We start from the raw sequence: 14,774 nt of genomic DNA, 5'->3' as shown, positions 1-14,774 counted from the left end.
CGGAGGGGGGTTCACGGCGTGTCCTGCCAATCCACACCGCCCCGCCATCCCACGGATAGCCCGCTGTTGCTGTTGCTGTTGCATCGGCCTCTGCAGGTGCAGGGCTGCAAGCCCGGCCGACCAACCCCTTGATTTCGGGACAATCAGCCATACCCCTTGGCGAGGCCGCACGCGCTGGCGCGGCATTGCACATGGAGCCCTATCGATGACCGAGACCACCCAGACCGAAACCCTTGGCTTCCAGACCGAAGTCAAGCAGCTGCTGCAGCTGATGATCCACTCGCTGTACTCGAACAAGGAGATCTTCCTGCGCGAGCTGGTCTCCAACGCCGCCGACGCCGCCGACAAGCTGCGCTTCGAGGCCCTGACCCAGCCGGCCCTGCTGGAAGGCGACAGCGAACTGCGCGTGCGCGTCAGCTTCGACCCCGCCGCCCACACCATCACCATCGAAGACAACGGCATCGGCATGAGTCGCGCCGAGGCGATTGCCCATCTCGGCACGATCGCCAAGTCCGGCACCGGCGATTTCCTGCGCCAGCTGTCCGGCGACCAGAAGAAGGATTCGCAGCTGATCGGCCAGTTCGGCGTCGGCTTCTACAGCGCCTTCATCGTTGCCGACGAGGTCGAAGTGACCTCGCGCCGCGCCGGCCTGGCCGCAGGTGAAGGCGTGCGCTGGACCTCGCGCGGCGAAGGCGATTTCAACGTCGCCACCGTCGACAAGGCCGAGCGCGGCACCCGCATCGTCCTGCATCTGAAGGATGGCGAACATGATTTCGCCGACGGCTGGCGCCTGCGCAGCATCCTCAAGAAGTACTCGGACCACATCGGCCTGCCGATCCAGATGCCGAAGGAAGGCGAGGAAGGCGCCACCGTCGAGTGGGAGACCGTCAACCGCGCCAGCGCGCTGTGGACCCGTCCGCGCACCGAGATCGGCGACGCCGAGTACACCGAGTTCTACAAGCACGTGGCGCACGACCACAGCGATCCGCTGGCGTGGAGCCACAACAAGGTCGAAGGCAAGCTGGAGTACACCTCGCTGCTTTACGTGCCCGGCCGCGCGCCGTTCGACCTGTACCACCGCGATGCGCCCAAGGGCCTGAAGCTCTATGTGCAGCGCGTGTTCGTGATGGACCAGGCCGAGCAGTTCCTGCCGCTGTACCTGCGCTTCATCAAGGGCGTGGTCGACTCCAACGACCTGTCGCTGAACGTCTCGCGCGAGATCCTGCAGTCCGGCCCGGTCATCGATTCGATGAAGGCGGCGCTGACCAAACGCTCGCTGGACATGCTGGACAAGCTGGCCGCCGACAAGCCGGAGCAATACGCCACGTTCTGGAAGGAATTCGGCCAAGTGCTGAAGGAAGGCCCGGCCGAGGACTACAACAACCGCGAGAAGGTGGCCGGGCTGCTGCGCTTCGCCTCCACCCGCGGCGACAGCGATGCGCAGACGGTGTCGCTGGCCGATTACCTCGGCCGCATGACCGAAGGCCAGGACAAGATCTACTACCTGACCGGCGAGAGCTACAGCCAGGTGCGCAACAGCCCCCACCTGGAAGTGTTCCGCAAGAAGGGCGTGGAAGTGCTGCTGCTGACCGACCGCATCGACGAGTGGCTGATGGGCTACCTGACCGATTTCGACGGCAAGGGCTTCGTCGACATCGCTCGTGGCGATCTCGACCTGGGCGCGCTGGAAACCGAAGCGGACAAGCAGGAACAGGAAGCCGCGGCGAAGGACAAGCAGGGCCTGGTCGAGCGCCTGAAGACCGTGCTGGGCGATGACGTGGCCGAAGTGCGCGTGTCACACCGCCTGACCGATTCGCCGGCGGTACTGGCCATCGGCGAACAGGACCTGGGCCTGCAGATGCGCCAGATCCTGGAAGCCAGCGGGCAGAAGGTGCCGGACAGCAAGCCGGTGCTGGAAATCAACCCGGGCCACCCACTGATTGCCAAGCTGGATGCCGAAGCCGATGGCGCGCGTTTCGACGACCTCGGCCGGGTGCTGTTCGACCAGGCCGCGCTGGCCGCCGGTGACAGCCTGAAGGACCCGGGTGCCTACGTGGCGAGGCTGAACAAGCTGCTGCTGGAGCTGTCGGCCTGATCGACAGGGTGGTCGCCGGGCATGGCCCGGCTTACCCGGCGGTGCTCTGGTAGAGGCCGACCTTGGTTGGCGCCCCAAAAGCGTGCCAACCAAGGTTGGCACCTACCGGGGCGGATCGAGCGTGCCAGCCAAGGTTGGCACCTACCGGCGCGGGTGGAGAGTGCCAACCAAGGTTGGCACCCACCAGGGGCGGCGGTTGGCGCCTGCCGAAGGGGTTCAGGCGTCGCGATCCAGCAGCGAACCCAGCATCTGGTCCTGGCGGCGGATCACCGCGGCATTGGCGGCGAAGGCCACCACCTCGGCTTTCGCGGCCAGCAGGTCACCCAGCGGCGCGCCGGCATCGGCGCCGACGGGAATCACCGCGGCCTGCACCCCACCCTGCCCGGCAGCACTGCGCTGCAGCTGCAGGCGCTGGGCATCCGGGGTCGCCAGGTTGGCCACGTTGTGCGCAGCCACCTGCACGCCCTGCTGGGACGCACGCATCCCGCCGAGGGCAATTCCCATCACGTTGTCCATGGCGGTCTCCGGGCCGCACGACGCAGCCCTCCGGACCGGTTAACGGCCGGCGGGCCGCGACCTTGAGTCACATCGGCCCGACAGGCCCGAGTGGTAGCATATCCCCCTGATTTCAGCGCCTTTTGCCAATGCTCAGTTTTTTCCGCCGCAAGAAGCCCCAGGATGCCCCCGCAGCGGAGGCACCCAAGACCCAGCACTACTCGGCTGAAGAGCTGGCGGCGGCGTTCCCGTCGGCCGCGCCGGTCGAGGACAAAGAGCCAGCACCGGTAGCCGTACCGGCCGCGCCTGCGCCGGCCGAGCCGCCGCCGGCAGCCGTCGTTCCGGTCGCTTTCGAGCCCACCCCGGTGGTTCCGGCTCCGGTGGTTCCGGCTCCGGTCGTTCCCGCTCCGAGCGCTCCGCAATCGGCCGCCCGGATCGACGTCGCCCCGGTGGCGGCCCCGGCCATCGAACCGGCACCCGCACCACTGCCTCAGCCCACCCCGGCACCGGTCACCGACGACCTGCCTGCCGCCGCCTCGATCGATGCCGTTCCGGCGCCTGCCGGCAAGCCCGGCTGGCGCGAACGCCTGCGCAACAGCGTCATCGCGCGCAGCTTCGGTGGACTGTTCTCGCGCAACCCCAAGCTCGACGACGATCTGCTGGACGAACTGGAAACCGCACTGATCACCGCCGACGTCGGCGTGGGCGCCACCACCGATCTGGTCGAGGGCCTGCGCAAGCGCATGAAGTCGCGCGAGTTCGCCGACGCCAATGCGCTGCTGGCCGCGTTGCGCGCCGAGCTGATCGCGATCCTGCAGCCGGTGGCCAAGCCGCTGGTGATCGATCGCAACGCCAAGCCCTTCGTGGTGCTCACCGTCGGCGTCAACGGCGTCGGCAAGACCACCACCATCGGCAAGCTGGCCAAGCGCTTCAAGGACGACGGCCACAGCCTGATGCTGGCTGCCGGCGATACCTTCCGCGCCGCCGCCGTGGCCCAGTTGCAGGCCTGGGGCGAGCGCAACGGCGTAGCCGTGGTCGCGCAGGGGCAGAACGCCGATGCCGCTTCGGTGGCATTCGACGCGCTGCAGGCCGGCAAGGCCCGCGGCACCTCGGTGCTGATCGCCGATACCGCCGGCCGCCTGCACACCCAGTCCGGCCTGATGAACGAGCTGGGCAAGATCCGCCGCGTGCTCGGCAAGATCGACCCCACCGCCCCGCACGAAGTGCTGATGGTGATCGACGGCACCACCGGCCAGAACGCGCTGTCGCAGTTGCGCCAGTTCAATGCCGCAGTGAACGTGACCGGCCTGGTGGTGACCAAGCTGGACGGCACTGCCAAGGGCGGCGTGGTGTTCGCGCTGGCCCGCGAGTTCGGCATCCCGATCCGCTTTGCCGGTATCGGCGAGCGCCCGGAAGACCTGCGCGTGTTCGATCCGGAAGCGTTCGTCGACGCCCTGCTGCCCGAAGCGCTGGGCGCCTGATACACCGCGCAGCCACGCATGGCGTGGCTCTACCGCAGCCTGGTAGAGCCACCCCACGGGTGGCTGCCTCTCTGGAACTCCAATGCCCCGCCAGCCGCACGCCAGCGCCGAAACTGCAGAACGGGACGGTTTCGTCGCCCGCCTGCTGCACTGGTTCGACGACCATGGTCGCCACGACCTGCCCTGGCAGCACCCACGCAGCCCCTATCGGGTCTGGCTGTCGGAAATCATGCTGCAGCAGACCCAGGTAGCCACGGTCATCCCGTACTTCCAGCGGTTCCTGCAGCATTTCCCGACGCTGCCCGACCTCGCCGCCGCCAGCAATGACGCGGTGATGGCGCAGTGGGCCGGGCTCGGCTACTACGCCCGCGCACGCAACCTGCATGCCGCCGCGAAGCGCTGCGTGGAACTGCACGACGGCGACCTGCCGCGCGATTTCGATGCCTTGCATGCCCTGCCCGGCATCGGCCGCAGCACCGCAGGTGCGATCCTCAGCCAGGCCTGGAACGATCCGTTCGCGATCCTCGATGGCAACGTCAAGCGCGTGCTCAGCCGTTACCACGGCATCGACGGCTTTCCCGGCCTGCCGGCCATCGAGAAACAGTTGTGGTCGATTGCCGAGGCGCACGTGGCGCAGGTGCCGGCCGGGCGAATGGCTGATTACACCCAGGCGCAGATGGACCTGGGTGCGACGGTGTGCAGCCGCGCCAAGCCAGCCTGCGTGATCTGCCCGCTGCAGGACGCGTGCGCGGCGCGCCGCGAAGGCCGTACCGCCGAACTGCCCACGCCCAAGCCCAGCAAGACCCTGCCCGAGCGCGAAGCCGTGGCCCTGCTGCTGCGCGATGCCCAGCAGCGCGTGCTGCTGCAGAAGCGGCCGGACACCGGCATCTGGGCGCAGCTGTGGACGCTGCCGCAGGCCGATGCCGGCAGCGTACTGCAGGACTGGTTCGACGCGCACGTCGAAGGTTCGCTGGAAGACGCCGAGGAACTGCCGGTGTTGCAGCACACCTTCAGCCACTACAAGCTGCACCTGCAGGTACTGTCGCGGCAGGTGCACGGCCTGCGCGTGGAAGAACCCACGCTGCGCTGGGTCGCCAACGACGAGCTGCCCGCGCTGGGCCTGCCAGCGCCGATCCGCAAGCTGCTCGACGGCGCCACGACCAAGGCGCCGAAACGAAATTCCAAGAAACCCCGCAACCACGAGTGAGTGCCATGTCCCGAACCGTCTTCTGCCAGTACGAACAACGCGATGCCGAGGGCCTGGACTTCGTGCCCTACCCCGGCGAACTGGGCCAGCGCATCTTCAACAACATCGGCAAGCAGGCCTGGGCCGCGTGGCTCGCGCACCAGACCATGCTGATCAACGAAAACCGCCTGTCGCCGCGCACCCCGGAGCATCGCGCATTCCTTGAGGGCGAACTGGTCAAGTTCCTGTTCGAGAAGGACGCGGAAAAGCCTGCCGGCTTCACCCCGGAAGCCTGACCCAAAGGTAGTGCCGGCCGCTGGCCGGCATCGCGCAGATGCCAGGTTGCCGGCCAGCGGCCGGCACTACCGCGCTATTTCGTATTTTCCTCGCGCTCCTGCACCTGCGCCTGGCGCAGCTCCTGCTCGGAGGCACGCAGTGCCTTCACGTCCAGCTTGCGGATGCTGTTGATGAAGCACGGCATGCGCGGGCCACCGGTCGGGTCGCGCACCAGCACCTTGTCGAAACGCGATGACACGCGGCCCATGCTGCTGGTCAACCCGATGGCGGTGGCGTACGACAGGTCCGGGCACGGACCACTCAGTTCCAGCAGGTAAGCCTCGCTCGGCCGGGTCCACACCGCCAGCGCGCTGTCACCCAGTTCGGTCCAGCCATTGAGGCTGCCGAAGAACTGCATGTCGTTCTGCGGCGCGCCGGCGTGGGCGCGGTACAGATCCAGTTTCTCGGTACTGCTGAGCCGGCCGGTGGTCGCGCAGGCGGCCAGCGCCAGGCAGAGTCCGGCGATCAGGATCGGGGTCTTCATGGCGATCTCCTCGGGGAACCTGCTGCGATCATGCGCCGGCCGATGTGCGGCCGGCGCGAGGGCAGGTAAACCCGTTCAGGCGCCGGGAGGCGGCCGTTGCCGGCCGCTCAGACGTCGGCGTGGGCCAGCGCGTGCAGGCGACCTTCGCGCAGCTCCAGCACCCGGTCCAGGCGCCTCGCCAGGCTGCGGTCGTGGGTAACCAGCACCAGGCTGGTATGACGCGCGCGGTTGAGTTCCAGCATCAGCTCGAACACGGTGCCCGCGGTGCGGTCATCCAGGTTGCCGGTCGGCTCGTCACCGAGCACGCAGGCCGGATGATTGACCAGCGCACGGGCCACTGCGGCACGCTGGCGCTCACCACCGGACAGCTCGCCCGGCTTGTGGTCCAGGCGATGTCCGAGGCCGACCGCTTCCAGCAGCGTGGTGGCCCGGCTGCTCGCTTCGGCCACGGCAGTGCCGGCCAGCAGCACCGGCATCATCACGTTTTCCAGCGCGGTGAACTCAGGCAACAGGTGGTGGAACTGGTAGACGAAGCCCAGCGCCTGGTTGCGCAGCAGGCCACGCGCGGTGTCCGACAGCGCGGACATGCGCTGGCCGGTCACGTAGACCTCGCCTGCGGTCGGAATATCCAACCCGCCCAGCAGGTGCAGCAGCGTGCTCTTGCCGGCACCGGAGGCACCGATGATCGCCACGGTTTCGCCGGCGGTCACGGTCAGGTCCAGTCCATCGAACACCGGGGTCTGCATGCGCCCTTCGGCGTAGGTCTTGCCCAGTGCTTCGGCGCGGATCACCTCATCGCCGCGGTTGAAGACCTTATTCATAACGCAGGGCCTCCGCCGGCTGGGTGCGTGCCGCCCGCCAGGCGGGATACAGGGTGGCCAGGAAGCTCATCAGCAGCGCGACCACGGTGATCGCCACCACGTCGCCGGTCTGCATGTCGGTCGGCAGGCCGGTGATGTAGTACACATCCTCCGGCAGCAGCTTGACGTTGAACACGCTTTCGATGGCGCCCAGGATGCGTTCCAGGTTGAGGGTCAGGGTGATGCCGCCGATCAGGCCGGCCAGCGTGCCGAAGATGCCGATCAGCGAACCCTGCACCATGAACACCTGCATCACCCCGCCCGGGGTCAGGCCGAGGGTGCGCAGGATGGCGATGTCGGCCTGCTTGTCGGTCACCAGCATCACCTGCGAGGACACCAGGTTGAACGCACCCATGGCGATGATCAGCGACAGCAGGATGCCCATCACCACCTTCTCCATGCGCAGCGAGTGGTAGAGGTTGGCGTTCTGCTGGGTCCAGTCACTCACGCGGTAGGCACCACCCAGGCTCTGCGCCAGGTCCACGCCCACTTCCAGCGAGCGGTCCATGTCGTGCAGCTTCAGCCGCACGCCGGTGGCGCCGTCGCTGCGCAGCACGCGCTCCAGGTCCTGCATGTTGGCGAAGCCGACGCCCCGGTCGACCTCGTTGTAGCCGGCCTCGAAGATGCCGCTGACGGTGAAGCGTTTCATCCGCGGCACGGCACCGGCAGGCGTGCCCTGCACTTCGGCGAAGGTCACCAGCACCTGGTCACCGACGTCGACGCCGAGCCAGATCGCCAGTTCCTTGCCCAGCAGCAGGTTGAAGCTGCCCGGCGTCAGGCTGGCATAGCTGCCCTTGGTGACCTTCTTGTCGATCACCGATACCTTCGGCTCCAGCGCCGGATCGATGCCCTGGATGATCGCACCCTGCACGCGTGGGCCGCTGATCATCGACTGGATCTCGATGTAAGGCGCGGCACCGGCCACGCGCGGATCCTTGCGGGCTACGTCGACCACGCGCATCCAGTCCGGCATCGGCTCGCCGTCGCGGCTGATGGTGGTGTGCGCGGTCATCTGCAGCAGGCGGCTGCGGATTTCCTTCTGGAATCCGCTCATCACCGCCAACGTGGTGATCAGCACCGTAACGCCGAGCGCGATGCCCAGGATCGATGCCATCGAGATGAAGGAGATGAAGCCGTTGCGGCGCTTGGCGCGCAGGTAGCGCAGGCCAATGGCCACGGGAATGGGTTTGAACATGCAGGCACGCCGGTCAATTCAGCTTATGGTGCCATCGTCCGGGGCTGACGGGAAACGGCGGGTGCGGCCACGGCCAGTCGCAGTTCACGTCGCTGCCCGGAATCGAGCACATCCGGCCAGAACAGCAGGCGCTGGCGGCGCCGATCCTCACGCCACAGCAACAACAGCCATGGGCCACGCACCACCAGCCGTGGCGTATCAACGTCCTGCCCGGCCACCTGCAGTGGCTCGGGAAGCGGCGGCAGAAGCACCTGCACGCGCGGCCTGCGCTGGCGCCAGGCCAGTTCGGCCAGGCCCGTGCACCAGGCCAGCACCACTGCGGGCATCAGCAGCCGTGAAGGCAGATCCGATGCGCGCAGCAGCCACGGCGCAGCCAGCAGCACCGCCAACTGGGCGGCGGCCTGCAGCCGCGAGGGGCGCCACTCAAGGCTTGAGGGCGAGGATCTTCTGCATGAGGGGGATCGCGTGCGCATGCGGGCAGGCCTCGTAGCCCATGAACCAGCGCCACAACTTATCGTCCTCGCAGTCGAGCAGGAACAGGAAAACCTCGCGCTCTTCGGTCGGCGCAGTGCTCCACTCGTGGTCCAGGTAGCGGCCGAACAGCTGGTCCAGCTCACGCATGCCGCGGCGGCAGCGCCAGCGCAGCTTCTTCAGCAGAACGTCTTCTTCCATCGTGTTTCTCCAGATACAGCAAAGCCACGCATGGCGTGGCTCTACTGGGGTCATGCAACTACCCTGCGCCGTGTATCAGGCGCGGCGTTCCATCATCAGCTTCTTGATCTCGGCGATCGCCAGTGCCGGGTTCAGGCCCTTCGGGCAGGTCCGGGCACAGTTCATGATGGTGTGGCAGCGGTACAGCTTGAACGGATCTTCCAGATCGTCCAGGCGCGCACCGGTGTCCTCATCGCGCGAGTCGATGATCCAGCGGTAGGCCTGCAGCAGGATCGCCGGGCCCAGGTAACGCTCGCCGTTCCACCAGTAGCTCGGGCAGCTGGTCGAGCAGCAGGCGCACAGGATGCACTCGTACAGGCCGTCCAGCTTCTTGCGGTCTTCCGGCGACTGCAGGCGCTCGCGGTCCGGCGGTGCCGGGGTCTGGGTGCGGATCCACGGCTTGATCGACGCGTACTGCGCGTAGAAGTGGGTCAGGTCCGGAACCAGGTCCTTGACCACGTTCATGTGCGGCAGCGGGTAGATCGGCACTTCCTTCTTGCCGCAGTCCGAGATGGCTCGGGTGCAGGCCAGGGTGTTGGTGCCGTCGATGTTCATGGCGCACGAACCACAGATACCTTCGCGGCACGAGCGGCGGAAGGTCAGGGTCGGGTCGATCTCGTTCTTGATCTTGATCAGGGCGTCCAGGACCATCGGGCCACAGGCGTCCAGATCGACTTCATAGGTATCGGTGCGCGGGTTGCTGTCGTCGTCCGGACTCCAGCGGTAGATCTTGAAGGTGCGCACATTCTTGCCGCCGTTCTTGACGGGGAAATGCTTGCCCTTCGTGATCTTGGAATTCTTGGGGAGTGAAAACTCGGCCATGGCTGCTCTCGTTGGCTCAGGCGGCCCGCGCCCGTGGGCGCGGATTGCATGGTAGGCGGGGTCGGATCAGTACACGCGCGGCTTCGGCGGCACCACGGACACGTCGTCGGTCAACGTGTACATGTGCACCGGACGGTAGTCGAAGCTGCACTTGCCCTTCTCGTCGACGCTGACCAGGGTGTGCTTCTGCCAGTTGACGTCGTCGCGGTCCGGGAAGTCCTCGTGCGCATGCGCGCCGCGGCTTTCCTTGCGCTGTTCGGCCGAGTTGATCGTCGCCACCGCATTGAGCAGCAGGTTGTTCAGCTCGTAGGTCTCGATCAGGTCCGAGTTCCACACCAGCGAACGGTCGGAGACCTTCACGTCCTGGAACGAGTCGAAGATCTTGTCCATCTTCTCGCAGCCTTCCTTCAGCGTCTGGCTGGTGCGGAAGACCGCCGCGTCGGCCTGCATGGTGCGCTGCATGCGATCGCGGATGACCGAAGTCGGGGTATCGCCGTTGGCGTGGCGCAGCTTGTCCAGCAGGCCCAGCGCCTTGTCGCAGGCATCGGCCGGCAGCGGCTTGTGCGCGGCGCCCGGCTTGATGGTCTCGGCGCAGCGGTTGGCCACGGCACGGCCGAACACCACCAGGTCCAGCAGCGAGTTCGAGCCCAGGCGGTTGGCGCCGTGCACGGACACGCAGGCCGCTTCGCCGATGGCGTACAGGCCCGGCACCACGGCATTGTCGTTGTCGCCGACCTTCTGCACCACTTCGCCGTGGTAATTGGTCGGGATGCCGCCCATGTTGTAGTGCACGGTCGGGATGACCGGAATCGGCTGCTTGTGCACGTCGACGCCGGCGAAGATGCGGGCGCTCTCGGCGATGCCCGGCAGCTTCTCGTCGATCACGCCCGGGCCGAGGTGGGTCAGGTCGAGCAGGATGTGGTCCTTGTGCTCGCCGACGCCGCGGCCTTCGCGGATCTCGATGGTCATCGAACGGCTGACCACGTCGCGCGAGGCCAGGTCCTTGTAGTGCGGCGCGTAACGCTCCATGAAGCGCTCGCCGCTGCTGTTGCGCAGGATGCCACCTTCACCGCGGACACCCTCGGTGATCAGGCAGCCGGCGCCGTAGATGCCGGTCGGGTGGAACTGCACGAACTCCATATCCTGCATGGCGATGCCGGCACGCATGGCCAGGCCGCCACCGTCGCCGGTGCAGGTGTGCGCCGAGGTGGCGCTGAAGTAGGCACGGCCGTAGCCGCCGGTGGCCAGTACCACGCCTTGGGCGCGGAACAGGTGCAGGGTGCCGTCGGACATGTCCAGGGCCAGCACGCCGCGGCAGGCGCCTTCCTCGTCGAAGATCAGGTCGAGCGCGAAGTACTCGATCATGAAGCGCGCGTCGTGCTTCAGCGACTGCTGGTACAGCGTGTGCAGCATCGCGTGGCCGGTACGGTCGGCCGCCGCGCAGGTACGCTGCGCCGCCGGGCCTTCGCCATACTTGGTGGTCATGCCACCGAACGGACGCTGGTAGATCTTGCCTTCGGCGGTGCGCGAGAACGGCACGCCGTAATGTTCGAGCTCGATGATGGCCGGGATGGCTTCACGGCACATGTACTCGATGGCGTCCTGGTCGCCCAGCCAGTCCGACCCCTTGATGGTGTCGAAGAAGTGGTAGCGCCAGTCGTCCTCGCCCATGTTGCCGAGCGCGGCCGAGATACCGCCCTGGGCGGCAACGGTGTGAGAACGGGTCGGGAAGACCTTGGTCAGGCACACGGTCTGCAGGCCCTTGGCGGCCAGGCCGAACGTGGCGCGCAGGCCGGCACCGCCGGCGCCGACCACGACCATGTCGTACTTGTGTTCGGTGATCTTGTAAGCGGACATCTAATCTGGATTCCTGTGTAGGTGCCTGGGCTCAGGCAACGCCGAGGGCGATGCGGCCCACCGCAAACACACTGACGATCATGCCGAGCACGGCGACGAACTTCACCGCGGTCTGCAGCACCAGGGCCAGCAGCGATTCGTGGATGTAGTCTTCCAGCACGACCTGCATGCCGAGCTGCGCGTGCCAGAACATGGCGATCAGCAGGCCGATCAGCGGCACCGCGTTCCACGGCTTGGCCACGGCGGCGGCGGCGGTGGCGTAGTCCGAGCCCAGCAGGCCCAGCACGAAGACCAGGAACCAGATGCCCAGCACCACCAGTGCGGCGGCGGTCAGGCGCTGGTGCACGAAGTGCTCGGTGCCGGTCTTGGCCGAGCCAAGGCCGCGCACGTTCTTCAACGGGGTACGGAACTTGCTCACGCGGCACCTCCGAACATCACATAGGCCCACACCAGCAGGGTGATCACCAGGCTGCCGATGACCGACAGCCAGCTGCTGCGGATGAAGGCGGGGATGCTGAAGCCGATGGCGAAGTCCTGCACGACGTGGCGGATGCCATTGCACAGGTGATAGGCGAACGACCATGTCCACGCGAACAGGAACACGCGGCCATACCAGGCCCCGGCATGGCCGGTGAAGCAGTTCCAGGACTCGGGCCCCATCATCAGGGCCAGCAGGCCGGCGGCGATGATGAGGGCACCAACAGACAGAAAGACGCCAGTGGCTCGATGCAGGATCGAGGTGGCCATCTGAATCTGCCAGCGATACACCTGAAGGTGCGGGGAAAGTGGGCGTTGTCTGGTCGCCATTCGCTGGGCTCGTTGTCTCGGCTGGGCGGCACACGGCCGCGTTGGCTCAATGCTGATCAGAAATCGATGCAGCGTCCGTTTTTCTCCCAATCGCCATACCGCACCGGATCAAGTCCGCCGCGGCCGCCGAATTCTTCCGCTTTTTCCTGTTCCACGGGCACGGGTGCCACGGGGACCAGCGGGGCTTCAGATTCGTCGTCGGGAGTGGGGGTTGTTTGGCCTATCATGTTCGGTCTCGCAACGCACAAATTTTAGACCTCGTTCACGTGCCTGACAACCTGCCCCCTGCTTTCGTCGGATATCCGCGCCTGCCCGGCCACCAGCTGCTGAGCCTGCAGGGCCCGGATGCGGCTGTCTTTGCCCACGCCCAGTTCAGCAGCGATGTCACCGCCCTGCCCCTGCAGCACTGGCAGTGGAGTGCCTGGCTGAGCGCCAAGGGCCGTACCCTGGCGGTGTTCCAGCTGCTTCGGCTGGCCGACGACCACGTGATGCTGGTGCTGGCTGACGGCGATGCCGATGCGATTGCGTCGCAACTGCAGCGCTTCGTGTTCCGCCGCAAGGTGAAGGTGCAGGTGCGCAGCGATCTGGCGGCGGCTGGCGCGTTCACCGCGCCCGAGGCCGCCAGCGGCGCGGCGATTGCGCAGACCGCAGGCGACGGCTGGGAGCTGGACCTGGGCAGCGATGCCCTGCCGCGCACCCTGCGCATTGGCAGCGCCGACGCGTTCGCTGCCGGCAATGAAGCCGATGAGGCCGCTTTCGCCCTGGCCTGGCGCCAGGCCGACCTGCGCTACGGCCTGCCGCGGCTGGAAGAAGGCCAGCGCGAAGTGTGGACCCCCCAACAGCTGGGCCTGGACCGCCTGAACGGCTACAGCGTGAAGAAGGGCTGCTATCCCGGCCAGGAAATCGTCGCCCGCACCCACTTCCTCGGCAAGGCCAAGCGTGCGGTGCAGTTGCTGCATACCGCAGCACCGGCACAGGCCGGCGATGGCGTGCAGCAGGATGGCGCGGGGCTGGGCACGATTGCCAGCGTGGCCGGCGACCTGGCACTGGCGGTACTGCCACTGGAGGCCAGCGACGCTGACCTGCAGGTGGGCGATGCCATTGCGCAGCGCGTGCCGTTGCTGGATGGCCTGGCCCGCTGAAGCAGGCGGGGACCTGCACGGGTGGGTGCAGGAATGGTAGTGCCGGCCGCTGGCCGGCAACCATGCAGGGTTGAGGTTGCCGGCCAGCGGCCGGCACTACCCCTTACAGGCGCGCGCCGGTTTCCGGGTTGAAGAAATGCAGGCCCTGCGGATGGATCGCCACGCGGATCTGCTCGCCCACCTCGGGCAGCGCCTGCGGCGCCACGCGCATGGTCAGCGCGTGCTGGCCACTGCTCAGGTTGACGAAGATCTCGTTACCGACCGGTTCGATGCCTTCAATGCGTGCGACGAACGCATGCGCATCGTCGGCGTCCGCCGGCTGCAGGTGCTCCGGACGCACGCCCACCGCGATCGGCTTCTGCAGCCAGGCCGGATCGATGATGGCCTGGCCCAGCGGTGCACGCCACTCACCATCGACCACGGTCACGCCACCGGCATCGCCCTGCAGCGTACCGCGCAGCACGTTCATCGCCGGGCTGCCGAGGAAGCCGGCCACGAACAGGTTGGCGGGGCGATCGTACAGCGCCATCGGCGTATCGATCTGCTGGATGACGCCATCCTTCAGCACCACGATGCGCTGGCCCAGGGTCATCGCTTCGACCTGGTCGTGCGTCACGTAGATCATGGTGGTGCCCAGCTTGCGGTGCAGCTGCGCGATCTCGGTACGCACGCTGTGGCGCAGCTTGGCATCCAGGTTGGACAGCGGTTCGTCGAGCAGGAACACCGCCGGCTCGCGCACCAGCGCACGGCCCAGCGCGACACGCTGGCGCTGGCCACCGGACATCGCCTTGGGCAGCTTGTCCATCATCTCGGTCAGGCCCAGCGTCTGCGCCGCCTCGGCGATGCGCTTGTCGATGGTCGCCTTGTCGTGACCGCGCAGCTTCAGGCCAAAGGCCAGGTTCTCGGCCACGGTCATGTGCGGGTACAGCGCATAACTCTGGAACACCATCGCGATGTCGCGATCCTTCGGCGCCACGTCGTTGACCACGCGATCACCGATGGTCAGCGTGCCGCCGCTGATCTCCTCCAGGCCAGCCACCATCCGCAGCAGGGTCGACTTGCCACAGCCGGACGGGCCGACCAGCACCATCAGCTCGCCATCGGCGACCTCGAAGCTGGCGTCCTTCACCGCGACCTGGCCGTTGTCATAGACCTTGCGCACACCCTGCAACTGCACTTTTGCCATATCACCTATCCGGTCCGCCCGAAGCCGGGCTGTCTTTTGGGACTGCCTCGGCCCTCCCGATGGCAGTGATGATTGCGCGCTTGCCGCATGACGGCGAGCACTGCAATCGAATACAGT

At 67.0% G+C, this 14,774-nt stretch carries 17 protein-coding genes; 5 read left to right on the top strand and 12 right to left on the bottom strand.

What is annotated here, in order from left to right; genetic code table 11:
• Window positions 1–205: 205 nt before the first annotated feature.
• Window positions 206–2,095 carry a molecular chaperone HtpG gene (htpG, locus tag ACT6SE_RS08040; protein ID WP_046429950.1) on the top strand — a complete coding sequence of 630 codons (1,890 nt, stop codon included), beginning with the start codon at window positions 206–208 and terminating at the stop codon, window positions 2,093–2,095.
• Window positions 2,096–2,311: 216 nt separating this feature from the next.
• Here htpG and ACT6SE_RS08035 read toward each other — a convergent pair whose 3' ends face one another.
• Complete coding sequence (locus ACT6SE_RS08035) at window positions 2,312–2,611, bottom strand: hypothetical protein (protein WP_014646771.1); 300 nt, start codon at window positions 2,609–2,611, stop codon at window positions 2,312–2,314.
• A gap of 128 nt (window positions 2,612–2,739) precedes the next feature.
• Between ACT6SE_RS08035 and ftsY the strand changes: the two genes are divergently transcribed.
• From ftsY to ACT6SE_RS08020, 3 genes are all read left to right on the top strand, one after another.
• Window positions 2,740–4,071 carry a signal recognition particle-docking protein FtsY gene (gene ftsY, locus ACT6SE_RS08030; protein WP_046429948.1) on the top strand — a complete coding sequence of 444 codons (1,332 nt, stop codon included), beginning with the start codon at window positions 2,740–2,742 and terminating at the stop codon, window positions 4,069–4,071.
• 82 nt (window positions 4,072–4,153) lie between these two features.
• The gene (mutY, locus tag ACT6SE_RS08025) at window positions 4,154–5,278 is read left to right on the top strand and encodes an A/G-specific adenine glycosylase (protein WP_046429947.1); all 1,125 of its coding nucleotides are present in this window, start codon (window positions 4,154–4,156) and stop codon (window positions 5,276–5,278) included.
• A 5-nt stretch (window positions 5,279–5,283) separates the two neighbouring features.
• Window positions 5,284–5,553 carry an oxidative damage protection protein gene (locus tag ACT6SE_RS08020; protein WP_004153160.1) on the top strand — a complete coding sequence of 90 codons (270 nt, stop codon included), beginning with the start codon at window positions 5,284–5,286 and terminating at the stop codon, window positions 5,551–5,553.
• Window positions 5,554–5,627: 74 nt separating this feature from the next.
• Here the strand turns inward: ACT6SE_RS08020 and ACT6SE_RS08015 are convergent, their stop codons facing one another.
• The 10 genes from ACT6SE_RS08015 to ACT6SE_RS07970 form a co-directional block, all read right to left on the bottom strand.
• Window positions 5,628–6,077 carry a DUF6491 family protein gene (locus ACT6SE_RS08015; RefSeq protein WP_032958624.1) on the bottom strand — a complete coding sequence of 150 codons (450 nt, stop codon included), beginning with the start codon at window positions 6,075–6,077 and terminating at the stop codon, window positions 5,628–5,630.
• 107 nt (window positions 6,078–6,184) lie between these two features.
• Window positions 6,185–6,898 carry a lipoprotein-releasing ABC transporter ATP-binding protein LolD gene (gene lolD, locus ACT6SE_RS08010; protein ID WP_014036806.1) on the bottom strand — a complete coding sequence of 238 codons (714 nt, stop codon included), beginning with the start codon at window positions 6,896–6,898 and terminating at the stop codon, window positions 6,185–6,187.
• The gene (locus ACT6SE_RS08005; RefSeq protein WP_032958619.1) at window positions 6,891–8,132 is read right to left on the bottom strand and encodes a lipoprotein-releasing ABC transporter permease subunit; all 1,242 of its coding nucleotides are present in this window, start codon (window positions 8,130–8,132) and stop codon (window positions 6,891–6,893) included. Before ACT6SE_RS08005 ends, lolD begins: the two co-directional genes overlap by 8 nt.
• A gap of 23 nt (window positions 8,133–8,155) precedes the next feature.
• Window positions 8,156–8,605 (bottom strand): hypothetical protein, encoded by a 450-nt coding sequence (locus tag ACT6SE_RS08000; RefSeq protein WP_046429946.1) that lies wholly within the window; start codon window positions 8,603–8,605, stop codon window positions 8,156–8,158.
• Window positions 8,556–8,804 (bottom strand): FAD assembly factor SdhE, encoded by a 249-nt coding sequence (locus ACT6SE_RS07995; protein WP_005409080.1) that lies wholly within the window; start codon window positions 8,802–8,804, stop codon window positions 8,556–8,558. Before ACT6SE_RS07995 ends, ACT6SE_RS08000 begins: the two co-directional genes overlap by 50 nt.
• Window positions 8,805–8,879: 75 nt before the next feature.
• Window positions 8,880–9,665 carry a succinate dehydrogenase iron-sulfur subunit gene (locus ACT6SE_RS07990; protein WP_005409079.1) on the bottom strand — a complete coding sequence of 262 codons (786 nt, stop codon included), beginning with the start codon at window positions 9,663–9,665 and terminating at the stop codon, window positions 8,880–8,882.
• 66 nt (window positions 9,666–9,731) lie between these two features.
• On the bottom strand, window positions 9,732–11,522 hold the full coding sequence (gene sdhA, locus ACT6SE_RS07985) for a succinate dehydrogenase flavoprotein subunit (protein WP_014646765.1): 1,791 nt from the start codon (window positions 11,520–11,522) through the stop codon (window positions 9,732–9,734).
• Window positions 11,523–11,553: 31 nt separating this feature from the next.
• A complete protein-coding gene (sdhD, locus tag ACT6SE_RS07980; RefSeq protein WP_005409077.1) occupies window positions 11,554–11,940 on the bottom strand; it encodes a succinate dehydrogenase, hydrophobic membrane anchor protein in 387 nt (128 codons plus the stop codon).
• Window positions 11,937–12,329 carry a succinate dehydrogenase, cytochrome b556 subunit gene (gene sdhC, locus ACT6SE_RS07975; RefSeq protein ID WP_024958620.1) on the bottom strand — a complete coding sequence of 131 codons (393 nt, stop codon included), beginning with the start codon at window positions 12,327–12,329 and terminating at the stop codon, window positions 11,937–11,939. The genes sdhD and sdhC overlap by 4 nt, the downstream gene beginning before the upstream one ends.
• Before the next feature lie 56 nt (window positions 12,330–12,385).
• Window positions 12,386–12,556: a DUF1674 domain-containing protein gene (locus tag ACT6SE_RS07970; protein WP_080342731.1), complete on the bottom strand. Its 171-nt coding sequence runs from the start codon at window positions 12,554–12,556 to the stop codon at window positions 12,386–12,388.
• A gap of 39 nt (window positions 12,557–12,595) precedes the next feature.
• Between ACT6SE_RS07970 and ygfZ the strand changes: the two genes are divergently transcribed.
• Window positions 12,596–13,471, top strand: a complete 876-nt coding sequence (gene ygfZ, locus ACT6SE_RS07965) for a CAF17-like 4Fe-4S cluster assembly/insertion protein YgfZ (protein ID WP_046429944.1) — start codon at window positions 12,596–12,598, stop codon at window positions 13,469–13,471.
• Between the two features lie 103 nt (window positions 13,472–13,574).
• Here ygfZ and ACT6SE_RS07960 read toward each other — a convergent pair whose 3' ends face one another.
• The gene (locus ACT6SE_RS07960; RefSeq protein WP_046429943.1) at window positions 13,575–14,657 is read right to left on the bottom strand and encodes an ABC transporter ATP-binding protein; all 1,083 of its coding nucleotides are present in this window, start codon (window positions 14,655–14,657) and stop codon (window positions 13,575–13,577) included.
• Between the last annotated feature and the right edge of the window lie 117 nt (window positions 14,658–14,774).

The organism is Stenotrophomonas sp. LC732, from assembly GCF_052446685.1.
In the GTDB taxonomy this organism is placed as follows: Bacteria; Pseudomonadota; Gammaproteobacteria; order Xanthomonadales; family Xanthomonadaceae; genus Stenotrophomonas; species Stenotrophomonas muris.
The sequence above is the reverse complement of the archived record's forward strand: the minus strand, read 5'-3'. Positions and strand labels throughout refer to the sequence as shown.

Coding starts and splice junctions, on each gene's coding strand:
- htpG (WP_046429950.1), top strand. CDS start 206: ATGACCGAGACCACCCAGACCGAAACCCTTGGCTTCCAGACCGAAGTC.
- ACT6SE_RS08035 (WP_014646771.1), bottom strand. CDS start 2,611: ATGGACAACGTGATGGGAATTGCCCTCGGCGGGATGCGTGCGTCCCAG.
- ftsY (WP_046429948.1), top strand. CDS start 2,740: ATGCTCAGTTTTTTCCGCCGCAAGAAGCCCCAGGATGCCCCCGCAGCG.
- mutY (WP_046429947.1), top strand. CDS start 4,154: ATGCCCCGCCAGCCGCACGCCAGCGCCGAAACTGCAGAACGGGACGGT.
- ACT6SE_RS08020 (WP_004153160.1), top strand. CDS start 5,284: ATGTCCCGAACCGTCTTCTGCCAGTACGAACAACGCGATGCCGAGGGC.
- ACT6SE_RS08015 (WP_032958624.1), bottom strand. CDS start 6,077: ATGAAGACCCCGATCCTGATCGCCGGACTCTGCCTGGCGCTGGCCGCC.
- lolD (WP_014036806.1), bottom strand. CDS start 6,898: ATGAATAAGGTCTTCAACCGCGGCGATGAGGTGATCCGCGCCGAAGCA.
- ACT6SE_RS08005 (WP_032958619.1), bottom strand. CDS start 8,132: ATGTTCAAACCCATTCCCGTGGCCATTGGCCTGCGCTACCTGCGCGCC.
- ACT6SE_RS08000 (WP_046429946.1), bottom strand. CDS start 8,605: ATGCGCACGCGATCCCCCTCATGCAGAAGATCCTCGCCCTCAAGCCTT.
- ACT6SE_RS07995 (WP_005409080.1), bottom strand. CDS start 8,804: ATGGAAGAAGACGTTCTGCTGAAGAAGCTGCGCTGGCGCTGCCGCCGC.
- ACT6SE_RS07990 (WP_005409079.1), bottom strand. CDS start 9,665: ATGGCCGAGTTTTCACTCCCCAAGAATTCCAAGATCACGAAGGGCAAG.
- sdhA (WP_014646765.1), bottom strand. CDS start 11,522: ATGTCCGCTTACAAGATCACCGAACACAAGTACGACATGGTCGTGGTC.
- sdhC (WP_024958620.1), bottom strand. CDS start 12,329: ATGGCGACCAGACAACGCCCACTTTCCCCGCACCTTCAGGTGTATCGC.
- ACT6SE_RS07970 (WP_080342731.1), bottom strand. CDS start 12,556: ATGATAGGCCAAACAACCCCCACTCCCGACGACGAATCTGAAGCCCCG.
- ACT6SE_RS07960 (WP_046429943.1), bottom strand. CDS start 14,657: ATGGCAAAAGTGCAGTTGCAGGGTGTGCGCAAGGTCTATGACAACGGC.